Source organism: Kitasatospora sp. NPDC098663, assembly GCF_044760075.1.
Taxonomy (GTDB): Bacteria; Actinomycetota; Actinomycetes; order Streptomycetales; family Streptomycetaceae; genus Kitasatospora.
Map to the genome: position 1 here is coordinate 69,161 of NZ_JBIWAP010000016.1, position 17,778 is coordinate 86,938.

Genomic DNA, 17,778 nt, shown 5'->3' on the forward strand with positions numbered 1-17,778 from the left:
ACTCGTTCGGGGTGTATCCGGCCCAGAAGGTGAGCGAGATTCAGGCCAATTCCAGCTCGTCCGACACGCCGACAGGTTGATCATCCGGTCATCAGATACGCGGGATAACCTCGTCCGCGCACAAGGCAGACACCGCGAGCGGGGGGACGACCACATGGGGCACGCCGACGACGAGGGCGACGAGCGGCTGGCGGCGGAGGGCGAGGTGGCGGTGGCCCGGCTGGCCATCGACTCCGGAGACCTCCCGCACGCCGCCGACCACCTGGCCGACGCGATCCTCGCCGACCCCCAGCTGCCCGAACTGCACGAGGCACTGGCCGAATTGTGCGCCGCCGCCGGAGGACCGGCCGCCGCCCGCGAGCTGTTCCCGCTGGACGGCCAGGTCTACCTGGGCACCGTCGCCTGCCGGGCCCACGTCGAAGCCGCCGCCGGGGACTGGGACACCGCCGTCGGCCTGCTCGCCTCCGCGATCCAGTACGAGCCCGCGAGACCCTGGGCGCACACCGCCTGGCTCGCCCGCGAGGACCTGCCCGCCCTCGTCGACCCGGACGCCGTCGCCCAGGCGGTGGCCCGGGCCGCCGGCGGACTGCCCGACCCGCTGCCCGCCGAACTCGCCGAAGCCGTCCAGCCGTTCGAGGACTTCGTCCAGTCCGTGGTGGCCCGCCACGGCGACCACGCCTTGCTGCTCGCGATGGCCTCCGGCCTCACCCGCCGCCTCGGCGCCACCGGCCGCGCCGTCGAACTCGCCGAACGGGCCCACCTGCTGGCCCCCGGCTACCTGCCGTCCGTGATGCTCGGCAACGCCCTGCGCGCGCACGGCCGGCCGGAACGGGCGCTCGCCGTCTGGGAGGCCGAACTGGCCCGGGTCGAACCGGAGCGCGACAACTCCAGCAGCTACCTCGCCGTCGACGTCGCCGAGTTGTACGGCGCCCTCGGCCGCCCCGCCGACGGCCTGCCCTGGCTGGACCGCGTGCTCTCCACCGAACCCGACCACCCCAAGGCGGCCCCCGCCCGGTACGGCCTGCGGCACGCCGCCGACGGCGACCCCGCCCACCTGCTCGCCCTGGCCGACCACCACCGCGCCCACCCGGACCACGAGTACGCCCAGGACCTGCTGGAACGGCTCAGCCACCGGGAACCCTGGCTCGGCATGGTCTCCGGCGCCACCGAGGCGACCGTCAACGTGCTGCACCAGGTGCTCGCCGCCCCCGGCACCACCCGCGACAGCGAGATCGAGTGCAGCGCCTCCGCCGTGGAACCGCCCAGCTCCCTGCTGGCCGTCCGCCTCGCCCTGCCGCGCTCCACCGTCGCCTACCAGTCCGTCGCCGAGCCCGACCCCCGGCTCCCGCTGGCCGAACCGGCCACCCGGATCTGGGCCTGGGACGGCACCGACCCGCGCCCGGCCGTCGCCCCGCCCGCACCGGACAGCGCCGAACTCGTCCGGGCCACCGCCGAGATCGTCTGGGCGACCGTCCCCGCCGCCTACGACCACGCCGTCCGGCTGGCCGGGCTGCCGCTCGACGACCTGCTCGGCGCGCTCGTCCACCCGCCGATGCCCCGGGAGGACGACCTCGGCCGGGCCCTGCTGGCCCACCAGCCCGAACTGTGGGTGCGGGCCGTCCAGGTCTTCGCCTGCCTCGGCATCGCCCACCACCGCACCGACCAGCCGTGGGAGGACTCCGAGCGCCGCCGCGTGCTGGTCGACCTGCTGCTCGGGCCCGAGGACTGGGTGGTCGAGGCGGCCGGCTTCGCCCTCGTCGCGATCGGCTGGACGCACCCCGAGACCCGCGCCGACATCGCCGACCGGCTCCGGCAGCGGCTGCACTACAGCGCCCGGGCCCGCCGCACCCGCGTGGTGACCGTCCTGCGCTCGCTCGCCGCGCTGGCGCTCACCGCGCCCTGGCTGCCCCGGGCCGACCTCGACCTGGCCCGGCGGCTGATCGAGCGGGCCGAGGCCCAGGAGGCCCAGGAGGCCGGGAAGGCCGGGGAAGCCCGGCAGGCCGAGGTGCTGCCCCAGGACCAGGAGCAACCGGAACCCCGCCCCGGCCTCCTGCGCCGCCTCTTCCGGCGCGCCTGACGGGCGCTACGACGGAGGCCGACGAGCGACGCCCGGCGGGCGACGCCCGTCACCCGATGCCCGTCACCCGATGCCCGTCACCCGATGCCCGGCAGCGGATCCTGGTCGACGTCGAAGCGCGCGACCCGCTCCGCCGGATCGCGGCACTCCGGGCCGAGCCGCAGGATCCGCGACTCCGGGTCGTGCAGCGGGCGGTGGCAGCGGCGGCAGGTGACGCGGGGCCGGATGGCCTCGGGAGTGTCGGTGCCCGGGATCGGGTCCGGGCCGCCACTCGGGCCTGCGCCGGTCGAGGCGCCGCCACTAGGGCCTCCGCCGGTCGGGCCGTTGCTGGTCGGGACGCTGGTCATGGGGAGACGGTAGCCGGGCGGGGCCGGGAAGAGATCCCCCCGGCCGGCGCGGCCCGCGGCAGGCCCGGTCGACATTCAGCGAACGCTGGGCCGGGCGTCGTACTCCGCGCGGGCGGCCTCGACGGCGGGGACGCGCTGCTCGGACCAGTGCGCGAGGGCGGCGACCAGTTCGGCGGCCTCCCGGCCGAGCGGGGTGAGGCTGTAGTCGACCCGGGGCGGGATCACCGGGTGGGCCTCGCGGTGCACGAAGCCGTCGCGCTCCAGCGTCTGCAGGGTCTGCGCGAGCATCTTCTCGCTGACGCCGGAGACCCGGCGGCGCAGTTCGCTGAAGCGGTAGCCGCGCTCGCGCAGCGCGCCGAGCACGAGGACGCCCCAGCGGCTGGTGACGTGCTCCAGCACGCCCCGGGACGGGCACATGCGGTCGAACACGTCGGCCGGCGGCAGCTCGCGCACCGGGACGGCCGGGCGGCCTTCCTCCAGGGTCTTCATGACTGTCCTGCCATTACCTTCATATCAGTACCGTACTTTGAAGTGCGTACTTTCGAAAGGTTAGTGCAGTCCCTAGGGTGAGTTTCGAGGCAGAAACCCCATCGAGGCAGAAACCCACCCGAGGAGCATCCCCATGTACGTCGTCACCGGTGCCACCGGCCAGCTCGGCCGTCTCGTCGTCGAAGGCCTGCTGGCCGCCGTCCCCGCGAGCGAGGTGGCGGTCGCCGTCCGCTCCGCCGAGAAGGCGGCCGACCTGGCCGCGCGCGGGGTGGCCGTCCGCGTGGTCGACTACGACGACCCGGCGACCCTGGCCGGCGCCTTCGCGGCCGGCGACCGGGTGCTGCTGATCTCGGGCAGCGAGGTCGGCCGCCGGATCCCGCAGCACCGCGCGGTGGTCGACGCGGCCCGTGCGGCCGGCGTCGCGCTGTTCGCCTACACCAGCGCACCGGGCGCGGCGACCTTCCGGCTGGCCGACGAGCACAAGGCGACGGAGGAGCTGATCCGCGAATCCGGCCTGCCGTCCGTCCTGCTGCGCAACGGCTGGTACACCGAGAACTACCTGGGTGACGCGGCCGGCACGGTGGCGCGCGGCGTGGTGCTCGGCAGCGCCGGGGACGGCCGGGTGGCCACCGCCCCGCGCAAGGACTACGCGGACGCGGCGGTCGCCGTCCTCCTCGGCGAGGGCCACGAGGGCCGGGTGTACGAGCTGAGCGGCGATGCCGCGTGGAGCCTGGCGGAGCTGGCGGCCGAGCTGGCGCTGGTCTCCGGGCAGCCGGTCGCGCACCAGGACGTGGCGCCGGCGGAGCACCTCGCGGCGCTGATCGGCGCGGGCCTGCCGGAGGGCTTCGCCGAGGTGCTGGTGGACGTGGACGCGGGCATCGCCCGTGGCGAGCTGGCCGGCACCCCGGGCGACCTGGCCCGGCTGATCGGCCGCCCGACCGTCCCGCTGGCCGAGTCGGTGCGCGCCGCGCTCCAGGGCTGAGGCGCTTGAGCTCGCCGTGAGCCCCGCGTTTCCCGAGGTCAGCGATGTCATGACCAAAATGCGGAAACGGAGATGACAGCCTGCCCCTCCGCCAGCTACCGTCACCTCGACACACGCGCGCGGAGGGCAGGCGGCCATGCCAGAGACAACCCAGCAGGACAGCGGCCGAGGCCTCTGGTACGGCGTCGCGGCCTACGGCATCTGGGGACTCTTCCCCCTGTTCTGGCCACTGCTGGAGCCCGGCGCCGCCGACGACATCCTGGCCAACCGGATGGTCTGGTCCCTGGTCGCCGTGGTGCTGCTGCTGATCGCCCAGCGGCACTGGAGCTGGATACGCCCGCTGCTGCGCCAGCCCCGCCGGCTCGCCATGCTGGCCGGCGCGGCCACGGTGATCTCGATCAACTGGGGCGTCTACATCTGGGGCGTCAACGCCGGGCACGTCGTCGAGACCAGCCTCGGCTACTTCATCAACCCGCTGGTCACCATCGGCTTCGGCGTCCTGGTGCTCAAGGAGCGGCTGCGGACGGCGCAGTGGGCGGCGGTCGGTGTCGGCGCGGCCGCCGTCGCGGTGCTCAGCATCGCGTACGGGCGGCTGCCGTGGATCGCGCTCACCCTGGCGCTCTCCTTCGCCACGTACGGGCTGCTGAAGAAGAAGGTCGGGCTGAGCGGGCTGGAGAGCCTGGCGGCGGAGAGCGCCTTCATGTTCCCGTTCGCGCTCGGCTACCTGGTCTACCTGGAGGTCAGCGGGCGCGGCACCTTCGGCCACACGGTGGCCGGCTCGTACGGCTGGGGGCACTCCGGGCTGCTGCTGCTCAGCGGGGTGATCACGGCGGTCCCGCTGCTGCTCTTCGGCACGGCGGCCGTGCGGGTGCCGCTGACCGTGCTCGGGCTGCTGCAGTACCTGGCGCCGGTGTTCCAGTTCCTGATCGGCGTGGCGGTGTTCCACGAGTCGATGCCGCCCGCCCGCTGGGCCGGCTTCGGCCTGGTCTGGCTGGCGCTCGCGGTGCTCACCTGGGACGCGCTGCGCCAGGTGCGGGCCGACCGCGCGGGGCGGGCCGCGGCCGTGCCGCAGCCCGCCCCCGCGAAGGCGGCCGTCAGGCGCTGATCCGCCGCTACTGATCCGCCGCTTCCGATCCGACCCCGCCGAGGCGCCGGTCAGACGCTGATGTCCCGGCTGGTGAAGCGGGACCAGGCCGCCGCGCCGAACACGGCGACGTAGGCGGCCTGGAGGCCGAGGTCCTTCCACACGCCGTCCCAGTACATCGGCTGGCGCAGGAGGTCCGCGAAGCTGAGCCAGTAATGGGTGAACAGGAACGGCCTCACGGCGTCCAGCTGCGGGAAGGCGTCCAGGATCTGCACGGTGACCACCAGCCCGACGGTCGCCGCCATCGCCGCGATGCCGCTGCCGGTGAGCGTGGAGACGAACAGCCCGATCGCCACCAGCCCGGCCAGCGAGGCCGCCACCACCCCGGCCACGAGCACCGCCCGCAGCAGCGCGTCGCCGAAGCCGATGGTGTCGCCGGAGATCAGCGTCACCTCGCCGAGCGGGAACAGCGCGGCGCCGGTGGCCAGCGCCGCCGCCGCGACCGCCACGGTCGCGGCCAGGCAGAACACCAGCCCGGCGGTGAACTTGGCGGCCAGCAGCCGGGTGCGCCCCGCCGGCGCGACCAGCAGGTAGCGCAGCGTCCCGGTGGCCGCCTCGCCGGCGACCGAGTCCCCGGCGACCACGCCGACCGTCATCGGCAGGAACACCGGCAGCGCGACCGCGAGGGCGGTGAAGACCAGGAACAGGCCGTTCTGGGTCGTCTGCGCGATGAAGTTCACCCCGCCGCCGCCCTCGTGCGGGCTGCCCGTGTTGAGCTTGACGACCACGCCGATCAGGATCGGCAGCACCGCCAGGATCCCCAGCAGCACCTTGGTGCGCATCCGGCGGAAGGTCAGGTGCAGTTCGTTGCGGAACAGTGCCAGGAACCCGGCCGCCGTCTGCGGCCTCCGCCCGGCCCGGACCGGCACCGCCCCGACCGGCACCGCCCCGACCGGCACCGCCCCGGCCTGTGACAGCTCAGCCCGCGACAGCTCAGCCTGCGACATCGAAGCCCTCCCCGGTCAGCGCCACGAAGGCGTCCTCCAACGTGCCCCGCTCCAGACCGAACCCGTGCACCCGCACCCCGGCCTCGACCAGCGCCGCGCACAGCTTCGGCAGCGCCTCCTCGACCGGGGAGCCGAGCGCGCCGAGCGTGCCGAGCTCGCCGTCCACCCGCCCGTCGCCGGGCACCAGGGAGCCGACCCGGTGGGCCGCCAGCACCTCCACGGCGTGCGCCACGTCCGGCGTGCGGACCACCAGCCGGCCCTGCGCGCGGGCGGCCAGTTCGGCGACGGTGCCCTGCACCACCAGCCGGCCCCGGGACATCACCGCCGCGTGGGTGCAGACCTGCTCGATCTCGTCCAGCAGGTGCGAGGAGAGGAACACCGTGGTCCCCTCCGCCGCGACCTCCCGCACCAGCGCCCGGATCTCGCGCATGCCCTGCGGGTCCAGCCCGTTGGTGGGCTCGTCCAGCACCAGCAGCTCGCGCGGCTGGAGCAGCGCCGACGCCAGGCCGAGCCGCTGCTTCATGCCCAGCGAGTACGCGCGGGCCTTCTTGGCCGCCGCGGCGCTCAGCCCGACCCGTTCCAACGCCGTCTCGACGCGCAGGCGCCGGGTGCGCGGGTCGGCGGTCGGGTCGGCGGCGTCGAACCGGACCAGGTTGTCCCGCCCGGAGAGGAAGCCGTACAGCGCCGGGCCCTCGATCAGCGCGCCCACCCGGGGCAGCACGGAGGCGACGGACTGCGGCATCGGCTCGCCGAGGACGGTGGCCACGCCGGAGGTGGGGGCGATCAGGCCCATCAGCATCCGGATGGTGGTGGTCTTGCCGGAGCCGTTCGGGCCGAGGAAGCCGAAGACGGAGCCGCGCGGCACGCTCAGGTCCAGGCCGTCCACGGCGAGCTGGCCGCCCCGGAAGCGCTTGGTCAGACCGCGGGTCCTGATCACGTCGTCGGGCCGGGAGGAACCGGAGGAACCGGGGGAGGAGGGGGATCCGGAGGAGTCAGGGGAGTCGGGGGAGGAGGAGGTGGAAGGCGCGGGGCCCGGGCGCTGCTCGGCGCCCGGACCCCCGGCCGACTCCGTAACGTCCCCCGTTACGGGAGCCTTGGTCATCCGTCAGTTCACCCCGGCGGCGTGCTGGAGCACCGGCAGGGTCACCGCGCCGGCGAACACCCGGCCGTCGTCGGTGACCAGGACGTTCACCACCTTGGTGCTGATCAGCGTGCCGCCGCCGACCGGCTTGCCGAGCGACTTCACCAGCGCCTGCGGGTTCAGGGCCGCGCCCCGACCGCCGTGCTTGCCGCCCTTGCCGCCGTCCTGCGGCGCGTCGACGGTGCCGCCGGGCAGCTGCGCCGAGACCACGGTCGTCCAGCCCTCGCCGATCACGTTCACGCCGTCGTGGTCCTGGCCCGAGGCGCCCTGACCGGCCTTGCCCCCGGGAGCGGAGCCCTTGGGCGCGAAGCCCTGCGGCACCCCACCCTCGGCGCCCTCGTCCGCCTTGTGCTCCGTCACCTTGGCGCCCTTGGGCACGGTGAAGTCGAAGGTCTTGGCGGCCGGCTTGGCGAAGGACACGTCGGTGAAGTGGACGTCCAGCACGGTGGAGCCGTCGACGCCCTTGACCACCACCGAGAGCGGCACCCCGTTGTCGGCGGCGACCGCGATCCGGACCTCGGCGACGGTCGAACCGGACTGCGCGGGTTTGACGCTCAGCTGGTACGCCTTCTGCCCGGCCACGTTGGCGGTGCCGGCCACGGTGACCGACGTGGTGCCCGCGCTCGCGGTCAGGAACTGCCGGGCGGCCTCCTGCGGGGTCGTCGGCACCCCGGTCAGCGGCGCCCCGGCGTGCTTGCCGGCCGTGCCGGGGTGCTGGGCGGCCGCCTGGCCGGTCAGCCGCACGGCGGTGTTGGTCGAACTGTCCCAGGCCCAGGCCTGGTCGCCGTTGTGGACGACGGTGTAGCCGGCCATGTCCTCCAGCAGGTCGACCCGCTGGCGGTCCGGGCCGTCCACCGCTATCCGCAGCGTCTGGTCACCGCCGAGCAGGCCGAGCAGCTTGGCCTGCGGGTCGGCCGCCGAAGAGCCCTGGCCGCCGCCGCGCCCGGCCGCCGCGCCGAGCCCGCCGGCCGCGACGCCCAGCAGCTGGCTGGGCAGGCCGAGGTCGGTGGAGACGGACACCGTGCCGGAGAGGGCCTGCGCGTCGGAGCCGAGCACCTTGGCCACCAGCTGCTCCGGCGTCAGCGAGGGAAGTTCGGGCGGGGCGTCGGCCGCCAGTGCGGGCACCAGCCCGACCCCGGCGGCGATCACCGCGGCCACCGTCAGCGGAACCCCGGCCCGCACCAGCATGCGCCGCCGTGAGCGGTACGGCACGCCGCCGTCCACGTTGTCCCCCGCCGCCGTGTCATTGGTCATGGCGTCCTCAACTCCTCTACGAACACGAGCGATTGGCTGTGCCTCTCCATTAGAGGCCCGCACCCCGCCCCCGTCATCGCCCTGCGGGGCCAGTTCGGGGTAAACCTCGCGGGTACATCGACCCTGAGACGCCCTCAGGGTTGGCTACTCCGAACGTACGAGACCTGGCGTAGGGTCGCGCCATGGACGGAACCGCCATGGACGCAAGCAACCCCCCTACCGCTAACGCGATGCGGCGCGCCCTGCGCCGCGCCCGGGACGGCGTCGCCCTGGACGTCACCGAGACCGCGGTGCTGCTCCAGGCCAGAGGCGAGGACCTGAACGACCTGTGTGCGAGCGCCGCCCGGGTCCGCGACGCGGGGCTGGCGGCGGCCGGGCGGCCCGGTGTCATCACCTACTCCAAGAGCGTCTTCATCCCGCTCACCCGGCTCTGCCGCGACAAGTGCCACTACTGCACCTTCGTCACCGTCCCCGGCAAACTGCGCCGGGCCGGCCACGGGATGTTCATGTCCCCCGACGAGGTGCTGGACGTCGCCCGGCGCGGGGCCGAACTCGGCTGCAAGGAAGCCCTGATCACCCTCGGCGACAAGCCCGAGGACCGCTGGCCCGAGGCCCGCGAGTGGCTCGACGCGCACGGGTACGACGACACCATCGCCTACGTGCGGGCGATGTCGATCCGCATCCTGGAGGAGACCGGCCTGCTCCCGCACCTCAACCCCGGGGTGCTCGGCTGGACGGACTTCCAGCGGCTCAAGCCCGTCTCCGCCTCCATGGGCATGATGCTGGAGACCACCGCCACCCGGTTGTGGAGCGAGCCCGGCGGCCCGCACCACGGCTCGCCGGACAAGGAGCCGGCCGTCCGGCTGCGGGTGCTGGAGGACGCCGGGCGCAGCTCCGTCCCGTTCACCAGCGGCCTGCTGATCGGCATCGGCGAGACGTACCAGGAGCGCGCGGAGTCGCTGTTCGCGCTGCGCAAGGTCTCCCGGGCCTACCACGGCGTCCAGGAGCTGATCCTGCAGAACTTCCGCGCCAAGCCGGACACGGCGATGCGCGGCATGCCCGACGCCGAACTGGACGAGCTGGTCGCCACCGTGGCGGTGGCCCGGCACGTGATGGGCCCGTCGGCCTGCCTGCAAGCGCCGCCGAACCTGGTGGACGGCGAGTACGGGCGGCTGATCGCGGCCGGCGTCGACGACTGGGGCGGCGTCTCCCCGCTCACCCCCGACCACGTCAACCCCGAACGCCCGTGGCCCCAGATCGAGCGGCTCGCCGAGCGCTCCGCGGCCGCCGGCTTCGAACTGCGCGAGCGCCTCGCCGTCTACCCCGAGTACGTGCGGCGCGGCGAGCCCTGGCTGGACCCGCGGGTGCTGCCGCACGTGCGCGCCCTCGCCGACCCGGAGACCGGGCTGGCGAACCCGGACGCGGTGGTCCGCGGCCTGCCCTGGCAGGAGCCCGAGGACCTGCCCGCCTCGTACGGGCGGACCGACCTGCACGCCACCATCGACACCGAGGGCCGCACCGGCGACCGCCGGGCCGACTTCGAGGACGTCTACGGCGACTGGGAGGTGCTGCGCGAGCAGGTGCTCGCCGAGGGCGCGCCCGAGCGGCTGGTCGGCGACCTGCGCGAGGCGCTGGCGGTGGCCGCCGACGACCCGACGCGGCTCACCGACGACCAGGCGCTGGCGCTGTTCCACGCGGACGGCCCGGCCCTGGACGCGCTCTGCCGGATCGCCGACGACGTCCGCCGGGACACCGTCGGGGAGGACGTCACCTACTGCGTCACCCGGAACATCAACTTCACCAACGTCTGCTACACCGGCTGCCGCTTCTGCGCGTTCGCCCAGCGCCGCACCGACGCCGACGCCTACACCCTGTCGCTGGAGCAGGTCGCCGACCGGGCCGCGCAGGCCTGGGAGGTGGGCGCCACCGAGGTCTGCATGCAGGGCGGCATCCACCCGGACCTGCCCGGCACCGCCTACTTCGACATCGCCCGCGCGGTGAAGGAGCGGGTGCCCGGCATCCACGTGCACGCCTTCTCGCCGATGGAGGTGGTCAACGGCGCGACCCGCACCGGGCTGTCCATCCGCGACTGGCTCCAGCGGGCCAAGGAGAACGGCCTCGACAGCATCCCGGGCACGGCGGCCGAGATCCTGGACGACGAGGTCCGCTGGGTGCTCACCAAGGGCAAGCTGCCGGCCGCCACCTGGGTCGAGGTGGTCACCACCGCGCACGAACTGGGCATCCGCTCCTCGTCCACCATGATGTACGGGCACGTGGACACCCCGAAGCACTGGCTCGGGCACCTGCGGCTGCTCGCCGAGATCCAGCAGCGCTCCCTGGCGGCCAACGGCCCGGGCGGCGGCTTCACCGAGTTCGTGACCCTGCCGTTCATCCACACCAACGCGCCGGTCTACCTGGCCGGCATCGCCCGGCCCGGCCCGACCGCCCGGGACAACCGCGCGGTGGTCGCGATGGCCCGGCTGCTGCTGCACCCGCACATCCCCAACATCCAGACCAGCTGGGTCAAGCTGGGCGCGGAGGGCGCTGCCGAGATGCTCCGCTCGGGCGCCAACGACCTGGGCGGCACGCTGATGGAGGAGACCATCTCGCGGATGGCCGGCTCGGCGTACGGGAGTTACAAGTCGGTGCGCGACCTCCAGGCGATCGCCGAGGCGGCGGGCCGCCCGCACCGCCAGCGCACCACCACGTACGGCGAGGTGCCGGCCGAGCGCCGGGCCGCGGCGCTGGCCTCGGACGGGCACCTGCCGGAGCTGCTGCCGGTCCTGGACTGATCCCGCCACCGGCCTCCCGGTTCCCCCGGCCTGCTGGTTCCCCCGGCCCCGGCCTGCCGGTTCCCCGGCCCCGCTGCCGCCCGTACGGCGGCCGGGGCCGGGGGAACCGGAGCACGAGGGACGCCCTTGATTCGCTCGGGTCTTCGAATACAGTGCCAGGGCGCGCGCCGCGGCCGTGCGTCGCGCAGCCCCCTGCCCCGAGGAAAGGCGCCCCGTCGTGATGCCACTGTGGTCACGCGCCCAGCAGCAGGACTTCCGCAGCCGGGTGCGGGGCTGTCTGCTCGGCGGTGCCATCGGCGACGCGCTCGGCGCCGGCGTCGAGTTCGAGCCGCTGGAGAAGATCCGGGCCCAGCACGGCCCGCAGGGCGTCACCGGCTACGTCCCCGCGTACGGGCGCACCGGCGCCGTCACCGACGACACCCAGCTCACCCTGTTCACCGTCGACGGCCTGATCCGCGCCCACATCCGGCGCGACACCGGCAGCTGGCACCCGCCCACCGACCTGCACCTGGCCTACCTGCGCTGGGCCGCCACCCAGCGCGACTGGGGCCCCGACGAGCGCCGCCCCGACCTCGGCTGGCTCGGCCGCGAGGAGTGGCTGTACGCCCAGCGCGCCCCCGGCCAGGGCTGCCTGTCCGGCCTGACCGGGGCCGACGCCGAGTTCCTCGGCACCGTGGAGCGGCCCAAGAACCCGCACTCCAAGGCCTGCGGCACGGTGGTGCGGGCGGCGCCGTTCGGCCTGCTCACCAGCTGGGAGCCGGGCCTGGTCTTCCAACTCGCGGTGGAGTGCGCGGTGCTCACCCACGGCCACCCCACCGGCTACCTCGCGGCGGGCGCGCTCGCGGTGATCGTCCAGAGCGTGGCCCGCGGCGGCACCCTGGAGGAGGGCGTCCACCTCGCCCTGGCGCTGCTCTCCGAGCGGCAGGCGCACGAGGAGACCACCGCCGCGCTGCGGGCCGCGCTGGACGCCGTCCGGGCCGGCGAGCCGTCCGCGGACCGGGTGGAGGCGCTGGGGGAGGGCTGGGTCGCCGAGGAGGCGCTGGCGATCGGGGTCTACTGCGCGCTGGTCGCGCACGACGTGCGCTCGGGCCTGCTGCTCGCCGTCAACCACTCCGGGGACAGCGACTCCACCGGCGCGGTCTGCGGGAGCCTGCTCGGGGTGCTGCACGGTGACACCGCGCTGCCGTCGGGGCTGGTGGCCGGGCTGGAGGGGCGAGGCGCCATCCTCGAACTCGCCGACGACTTCGTGCTGGAGCTGATGCACGGCACCGAACTGCACGATCCGCGCACCCCGGAGGGTCTGACCTGGTCCGAGCGGTACCCGGTGGTGCGCTGAACGGGGCGGACCGGACGGGAGGTTCGGGAGGAAAGCAGTTCGGGCGGGAACGACGGTTGCCCGTAGCGTCGGCCGCCGGCGAGGGCGACGGCCACTGCCACGGGCAACCGGGCCGAGCTCGGATTCGCACCGGGGGCGCGGGGCCGGTTCGGTGGCCGCCGCCGCGGGGTCAGTGGCGGCCGAACACCCCGGTGGCCGCGGCGCTCGCGAACGCGGTCCAGGCCTCGGCGGAGAAGCGCAGCTGCGGCCCCTGAGGGTCCTTGGAGTCCCGTACCGCCACCGCCCCCGTGGCCGGCGTGGCGATCTCCACACAGGCGCCGTTGCCGCCGCTGTGGCTGCTCTTCCGCCAGCGGGTTCCGTGCTCGGAGGTGGTGCTCATCAGTGGTATCCCTCTTCAATCTCAGCTATCAGTGCCCGGCTCTCCGCCACGCCGAGTGCCGCCGCCCGCAGGTAGTCGTACAGACCGGTATAGCGGCGGACGTCCGCGTCCTTCTCCAGGTAGAGATCGCTCGTCACCCCTTCGAAGTAGACAACCGTGGAATCGGCTGACTCGGGGAACTCCAGCAGGGAGAATGTCCCGGTCATACCGGGGTGGGCCCCGGCCGAGAACGGGATCACCTGGATGGTGATGTTCGGGTGCTGGCTCAGCTCCATCATGTGCTTGAGCTGCTCGGCCATCACCTCGCGGCTGCCGACCTCGCGGCGCAGCACCGCCTCGTCTATGACGGTCCACAGGCTGCCGAGCTGGTTCTCGCCCTGGATGCGGTCCTGGCGCTTCATCCGGACCTGCACCCTGCGCTGCACGGCGAGCGCGTCGGTGTCCGGCTGGGTGCCCTCCACGACGGCCTGCGCGTACTGCTCGGTCTGCAACAGGCCCGGGACGAAGGAGGATTCGTACGCGCGGATCGAGGAGGCCTCGGCCTCCAGCCCGATGTAGACGCTGTACGGGGTCGGCATGTCGTTGAAGTCGTGCCACCAGCCGCGCTGGCGGGACTCCTTGGCCATCTCCATGAGGCTGGCGCGCATCTGCTCGTCGTTCACGAGGTAGACGTCGCAGAGGTCGCGCACGTCGCGCTGGCTGATGCTGCGGCGGCCGTTCTCCAGTCGGCTGATCTTCGACTGGGAGACCATCAGCCGGCCCGCCACCTCCTCCGCCGTCATCCCGAGGCCCTCGCGGAGTTTGCGCAGCTCCGAGCCCAGGCGCCGACGGCGCACGGTGGGATTGATGCTCGTCGACACATCGACCTCCGGCCGGACCTCTGGTGATCGTTGGATCGGCAGCCCTCGGAACACTTCGGACATTGGGACCAACCCCCCTGACTTGGAGCAGCATGTCACCTTGGGCCAGTTCGGCGTCAGGGAATCACAGCAGCGCAGTAGAACAGATCGTCGGAAAAGCACTTCTGCGAGACGGCGAGGGCCTTCGAGTGGTAATGCGGCTCAGCGGCTCGAACCGGTACGGGCTAAGGATGTGCTCCCCGGCGGCGCAGGTGCCAGTGGCACGTGCGAGGGCAGGACCGCCGGGCTCCCCGGACGGGCCCCGAAGGGCCTTCGGGGACGGCAGAGGGGCGGTCGCCGGGCGACTTCCGTCGCGGGGCGACCGCCCCTCCGTGCTCCTGGTGGTGCGGGTGCTGCTCGGGTGGTGCGTCGGGTCCTTCAGCGCCGTTGCTCAGCGCCGTCGGGCGGCGTGAACGGGTCGGCGCGCGCTGTCGGGGGTGCCGCCGGACCCGCCGGGCCCGCCGGGCCCGTGGTGCCCGTCCTGCTCGTTGTCACGGGCCGTACGGGCTGTACGGGCTGTACGGGCTGTACGGGCCGTGCGGGCGGCTGCACGGGCCGCGCAGGCCGTACGGCGATCGGTGCGGCGTCCCGCGAGCCCGGGCGGCGGTCCTGGTCAGCGGACGCCGACCCGTGAGGCGGCGACCCGCCCGGAGCCCCGGCCCGCCGCGCGGGCGCCGGAACGCCCGGTGCCGGTCCCGGAACCCTGGGCAGAACGGTTCTGCTGCGCCGGCAGGCCGTTCTGCACGTCCATCACGGCGTGCGCGACCATCCCGCCCAGCGGGTCGTACCGGATCAGGTCGCGCAGTCGCGACCGCGAGGACCGGCCCTCGTTGCCCGGATACAGGTGCTTGCCCAGTCCCACGGAATGGGCCAGGGCCGCCAGCGCCGCCGTCCGCGGGTCCGGCGGCACGCCGGTGCGGATGGCGGTGTCCAGCCGCTGTTTGATCGCGGCGTTGGTGCAGTCGTCCGACGCCTGATAGCGGGTCGTCGGCAGCACCCCGCACACCTGGCCCGGCACGGCCGTGACCATGCCGCAGCGCTCCAGGTGCGCCAGGTAGGTCTGCCGCAGCCCCAGCCGGGGCCCGCCGATCCAGTGCGCCGCGCGGACCGGACTGCCGCGTCGGCGCAGCAGTTCCAGTGCGTGGTCCAGGGTCGGGTCGCCGGTCGGCCGCGCGAGCACGACTGCGATCCGGTCTCCCTCCGGTACGATCCGTCCGGCCAGGGACAGCTCGACGAGCTGGGCCCCGGCGAGTCCGAGGTCGAGGGTCTGCGGCTGCGCCGTGGTACCCGTGGTCGGGTCCAAAGCGAGCAGCAAGAGTTCCTCGGGAACAGTTCTGCGGCTCTTGCCCATCCAAGCCTCCCCGCGTGGATGAGAGACAGGGTGACGCCTCTCACACGGGCTTGTCGAGTACGCCTCCGAATCGTGACCTTGCCGTGGAGGCGGGGAACCAGGGGCGGCGGGCCCGGCGTCTGACCGGTGAACAGACCGCAGTACGCCCGTGCGACGGCAATAAGCGCCGGTCGGGCGGGGTGTGCGCGGCCGGATCGGCCGGCGGTGGCGGAGACTGTACAGGTACACGGGGCGGGGCGTCGGCTTCCCGAAATCGGGTCTGCCGGTGCCCCGCCGGGCGTTGAGGAGGCTGGGATACGTGGGCGAGTCCCCCGACAGGGTGCTGAGGGACGGCGAGCGGGCGCAGGAGCGCGAACGCGAGCGGACCGGGACGGCCGGCGGTGCGGGCCCGGACCCGGACGGCGCTCCGGACGGCAACCCGAGCGGCACCCGGGAGGCCGGGACCGGCCCCGGCGACGCGCCGGCGGCGGGGGCCAAGCGCGGCTCGACCGTACAGCTCCGTGTCCGGGATGTGGACAGCAAGACCACGATGCTGCGGCTGCCGGTGGACAGTGCGACCACCGCGCTGCGGCTGCCCGAGGAGCTGACCAAGCCCGCCGGTGACGGAAGTTCCGACGTCAAGGCCGGGGAGGCCGAGGCCGTGACGGCCGCCGACGGCGAGGAGAAGGCGGCCGGGCGGCCGACCGGAACCGACCCGCGTCTCGCCATGCGGACGGCCGCGGCGGGTGCGGGAGCCGTGGCGGGGAGTGCGGAGAAGGGCGCGGAGAAGGGCGCGGAGAAGGCCGCGTCCGAGGGCGACACGCCCGAGGCCGCCGCATCCACCGTGCCCGCCGCATCCGCCGCATCCGCCGTGCCCGCCGGGCCCGAGAGCGACGAACCGGATGAGGAGGCAGCCGAGCCGGCCAAGCCCGCGGAGCCGGAGAAGCCCGCGCCTCCGCGCGCCTCCGCCGCCGCCGTGGCCCCCGCGGCCGCCGCGTCCGGCACCGTGCCCGAGCCCCCGGCGCCGACCCCGCAGCCCGAGCCGTCCCCCGTCCCGGAGCCGGTGCCCGAGCCGCACCCGGCGCCCAAGCCCCTCCCCGAACCCGAGCCGCAGCCCGGCCCGGAGCCGCTGCCGAAGCCGGCCCCCGTGCCCGGCCCCGCCCCGGCCCCCAAGCCGCTGCCCACCCCCGACCCGCGGCCGGTGCCGCCCGTCCCGCCGCTGCCGAAGCCCGAGCCGCTGCCCCTCCCGGAGCCGCCGCCCGCACCGGAGAACACCGCCGAGGCGATGGAGGTCCTGGCGACCCTCAACGCGCGCCCGGTCTCGCCGCTGCGCCGCGCGCTCAAGCGGATCACCATCTGGACGGCCTTCCTCGCCGTGGTGCTCGGTGCGGCGGTGGTGGCCCAGCTGCTGCGCCCGCTGCCGGACGCCAAGGTGCGGATGTCCGCCGCGGGCAGCTTCAGCTTCGCCGGCGACCCGCTCGACCTCGCCTGGCCGGCCAAGGGCCAGTCCGCCGCCGAGGTGGTCGGCGTCGGCAGCCTCGGCAGCTCCGGGCAGGAGACGCCGTCCGCGATCGCCAGCGTCACCAAGGTGATGAACGCCTACCTGATCCTGCAGAAGTTCCCGCTGAAGAAGGGGGAGAGCGGCCCGAAGATCACCGTGGACAAGCAGGCCGCGCAGGAGTCCGGCAACGTCGACGAGTCCCGGGTGACCCTCACCGAGGGCCAGGTGCTCACCGAGTACCAGGCGCTGGAACTGCTGATGCTGCCCTCGGCCAACAACGTGGCCCGGCTGCTCGCCCGCTTCCACTCCGGCTCCGAGGACGCGTTCGTCAAGCTGATGAACGAGACGTCGGCCAAGTTCGGCATGACCAACACCACCTACGCCGACCCGGCGGGCTTCCTCGCGGACACCAAGTCCACCGCCAAGGACCAGCTGAAGCTGGCCGAGCAGGTCATGCAGGACGAGATCTTCCGGCAGATCGTCTCCACCCCGGAGACCAACTTCAACAACGCGAAGATCCCCAACACCAACAACCTGATCAACCCGAAGACCGGGGTCATCGGGGTCAAGACCGGCTCCAGCACCCCGGCCGGCGGCTGTCTGATGTGGGCCGCCTACAAGGAGATCGGCGGTGTGAAGCGGCTGATCATCGGGGTCACCCTGGGCCAGCAGGCCACCTCGCCCAACCCCGGCGACGGCATCCTGCCGACCGTGCTCAAGGTCAGCGCCAAGCAGATCCAGGCCGCGCAGGGCGGCCTGACCGGCCAGACCGTGGTGAAGAAGGGCGACGTCGTCGGCACCGTGGACGACGGCCTCGGCGGCAAGGTCCAGGTCGTCGCGACCCAGGACCTCGTGGTGGCCGGCTTCCCGGGCATCACCGGCACGGTCACCCTGGACGCGGCCAAGCTCGGCCACCACATGAAGGCCGGCGAGGAGGTCGGCCTGCTGCGGGTGGGCGCGGGCGACGACAAGACGGAGGTCCCGGTGGCCCTCCAGTCCGACCTGAACCCGCCGTCCATCCAGTCCCGGCTGACCCGCACGCTCTGACACCGCGACGACGGAGGGGGAGCCGGTCCGCCCGGCTCCCCCTCCGTCGTGTTTCCGCGTGTTCCGGGTCTCGCTCGTCAGTTGTCGTGAGCCGGCCGCCGCGCTTGCCAGTC

At 74.0% G+C, this 17,778-nt stretch carries 14 protein-coding genes; 6 read left to right on the forward strand and 8 right to left on the reverse strand.

Translation table 11 applies throughout. The features are described from left to right. The first annotated feature begins 154 nt into the window (after positions 1-154). Positions 155-2,077: a hypothetical protein gene (locus tag ACIQVZ_RS19320; protein ID WP_402451387.1), complete on the forward strand. Its 1,923-nt coding sequence runs from the start codon at positions 155-157 to the stop codon at positions 2,075-2,077. Between the two features lie 77 nt (positions 2,078-2,154). On the opposite strand, the gene ACIQVZ_RS19325 is transcribed toward ACIQVZ_RS19320, so the two are convergent. After that, positions 2,155-2,424 carry a DUF6011 domain-containing protein gene (locus tag ACIQVZ_RS19325; protein WP_350877657.1) on the reverse strand — a complete coding sequence of 90 codons (270 nt, stop codon included), beginning with the start codon at positions 2,422-2,424 and terminating at the stop codon, positions 2,155-2,157. Positions 2,425-2,499: 75 nt separating this feature from the next. Continuing rightward, entirely contained in the window at positions 2,500-2,841 is a 342-nt protein-coding gene (locus ACIQVZ_RS19330) for a helix-turn-helix domain-containing protein (RefSeq protein WP_350877776.1), read from the reverse strand. 205 nt (positions 2,842-3,046) lie between these two features. Between ACIQVZ_RS19330 and ACIQVZ_RS19335 the strand changes: the two genes are divergently transcribed. Both ACIQVZ_RS19335 and rarD read left to right on the forward strand, forming a co-directional pair. Continuing rightward, complete coding sequence (locus ACIQVZ_RS19335) at positions 3,047-3,895, forward strand: SDR family oxidoreductase (protein WP_350877659.1); 849 nt, start codon at positions 3,047-3,049, stop codon at positions 3,893-3,895. 136 nt (positions 3,896-4,031) lie between these two features. Next, positions 4,032-5,000 (forward strand): EamA family transporter RarD, encoded by a 969-nt coding sequence (gene rarD / locus ACIQVZ_RS19340; RefSeq protein ID WP_402451389.1) that lies wholly within the window; start codon positions 4,032-4,034, stop codon positions 4,998-5,000. A gap of 50 nt (positions 5,001-5,050) precedes the next feature. On the opposite strand, the gene ACIQVZ_RS19345 is transcribed toward rarD, so the two are convergent. The 3 genes from ACIQVZ_RS19345 to ACIQVZ_RS19355 are packed head-to-tail and all read right to left on the reverse strand — an operon-like array spanning position 5,051 to position 8,381. Further along, positions 5,051-5,986 (reverse strand): ABC transporter permease, encoded by a 936-nt coding sequence (locus ACIQVZ_RS19345; protein ID WP_402451391.1) that lies wholly within the window; start codon positions 5,984-5,986, stop codon positions 5,051-5,053. Next, positions 5,973-7,088: an ABC transporter ATP-binding protein gene (locus ACIQVZ_RS19350; RefSeq protein ID WP_402451393.1), complete on the reverse strand. Its 1,116-nt coding sequence runs from the start codon at positions 7,086-7,088 to the stop codon at positions 5,973-5,975. The genes ACIQVZ_RS19345 and ACIQVZ_RS19350 overlap by 14 nt, the downstream gene beginning before the upstream one ends. Positions 7,089-7,091: 3 nt before the next feature. After that, positions 7,092-8,381, reverse strand: coding sequence for an outer membrane lipoprotein carrier protein LolA (locus ACIQVZ_RS19355; RefSeq protein ID WP_402451395.1), 1,290 nt, complete (start codon positions 8,379-8,381; stop codon positions 7,092-7,094). A 182-nt stretch (positions 8,382-8,563) separates the two neighbouring features. Between ACIQVZ_RS19355 and ACIQVZ_RS19360 the strand changes: the two genes are divergently transcribed. Both ACIQVZ_RS19360 and ACIQVZ_RS19365 read left to right on the forward strand, forming a co-directional pair. Continuing rightward, complete coding sequence (locus ACIQVZ_RS19360; RefSeq protein ID WP_402451398.1) at positions 8,564-11,173, forward strand: bifunctional FO biosynthesis protein CofGH; 2,610 nt, start codon at positions 8,564-8,566, stop codon at positions 11,171-11,173. 220 nt (positions 11,174-11,393) lie between these two features. Then, positions 11,394-12,509 carry an ADP-ribosylglycohydrolase family protein gene (locus tag ACIQVZ_RS19365; protein WP_350877669.1) on the forward strand — a complete coding sequence of 372 codons (1,116 nt, stop codon included), beginning with the start codon at positions 11,394-11,396 and terminating at the stop codon, positions 12,507-12,509. A gap of 169 nt (positions 12,510-12,678) precedes the next feature. On the opposite strand, the gene ACIQVZ_RS19370 is transcribed toward ACIQVZ_RS19365, so the two are convergent. The 3 genes from ACIQVZ_RS19370 to ACIQVZ_RS19380 form a co-directional block, all read right to left on the reverse strand. Continuing rightward, complete coding sequence (locus tag ACIQVZ_RS19370; protein WP_350877671.1) at positions 12,679-12,888, reverse strand: DUF397 domain-containing protein; 210 nt, start codon at positions 12,886-12,888, stop codon at positions 12,679-12,681. After that, positions 12,888-13,748: a helix-turn-helix transcriptional regulator gene (locus tag ACIQVZ_RS19375; protein ID WP_350877673.1), complete on the reverse strand. Its 861-nt coding sequence runs from the start codon at positions 13,746-13,748 to the stop codon at positions 12,888-12,890. Before ACIQVZ_RS19375 ends, ACIQVZ_RS19370 begins: the two co-directional genes overlap by 1 nt. Positions 13,749-14,400: 652 nt before the next feature. Beyond that, positions 14,401-15,138: a GPP34 family phosphoprotein gene (locus ACIQVZ_RS19380; RefSeq protein WP_350877675.1), complete on the reverse strand. Its 738-nt coding sequence runs from the start codon at positions 15,136-15,138 to the stop codon at positions 14,401-14,403. A gap of 298 nt (positions 15,139-15,436) precedes the next feature. Here ACIQVZ_RS19380 and ACIQVZ_RS19385 point away from each other — a divergent pair, with 298 nt between their 5' ends. Continuing rightward, positions 15,437-17,665, forward strand: coding sequence for a hypothetical protein (locus tag ACIQVZ_RS19385; RefSeq protein WP_402451403.1), 2,229 nt, complete (start codon positions 15,437-15,439; stop codon positions 17,663-17,665). Positions 17,666-17,778 lie beyond the last annotated feature (113 nt).

Coding starts and splice junctions, on each gene's coding strand:
- ACIQVZ_RS19345 (WP_402451391.1), bottom strand. CDS start 5,986: ATGTCGCAGGCTGAGCTGTCGCGGGCTGAGCTGTCACAGGCCGGGGCG.
- ACIQVZ_RS19370 (WP_350877671.1), bottom strand. CDS start 12,888: ATGAGCACCACCTCCGAGCACGGAACCCGCTGGCGGAAGAGCAGCCAC.
- ACIQVZ_RS19365 (WP_350877669.1), top strand. CDS start 11,394: ATGCCACTGTGGTCACGCGCCCAGCAGCAGGACTTCCGCAGCCGGGTG.
- ACIQVZ_RS19330 (WP_350877776.1), bottom strand. CDS start 2,841: ATGTGCCCGTCCCGGGGCGTGCTGGAGCACGTCACCAGCCGCTGGGGC.
- ACIQVZ_RS19380 (WP_350877675.1), bottom strand. CDS start 15,138: ATGGGCAAGAGCCGCAGAACTGTTCCCGAGGAACTCTTGCTGCTCGCT.
- ACIQVZ_RS19320 (WP_402451387.1), top strand. CDS start 155: ATGGGGCACGCCGACGACGAGGGCGACGAGCGGCTGGCGGCGGAGGGC.
- rarD (WP_402451389.1), top strand. CDS start 4,032: ATGCCAGAGACAACCCAGCAGGACAGCGGCCGAGGCCTCTGGTACGGC.
- ACIQVZ_RS19325 (WP_350877657.1), bottom strand. CDS start 2,424: ATGACCAGCGTCCCGACCAGCAACGGCCCGACCGGCGGAGGCCCTAGT.
- ACIQVZ_RS19350 (WP_402451393.1), bottom strand. CDS start 7,088: ATGACCAAGGCTCCCGTAACGGGGGACGTTACGGAGTCGGCCGGGGGT.
- ACIQVZ_RS19355 (WP_402451395.1), bottom strand. CDS start 8,381: ATGACCAATGACACGGCGGCGGGGGACAACGTGGACGGCGGCGTGCCG.
- ACIQVZ_RS19360 (WP_402451398.1), top strand. CDS start 8,564: ATGGACGGAACCGCCATGGACGCAAGCAACCCCCCTACCGCTAACGCG.
- ACIQVZ_RS19335 (WP_350877659.1), top strand. CDS start 3,047: ATGTACGTCGTCACCGGTGCCACCGGCCAGCTCGGCCGTCTCGTCGTC.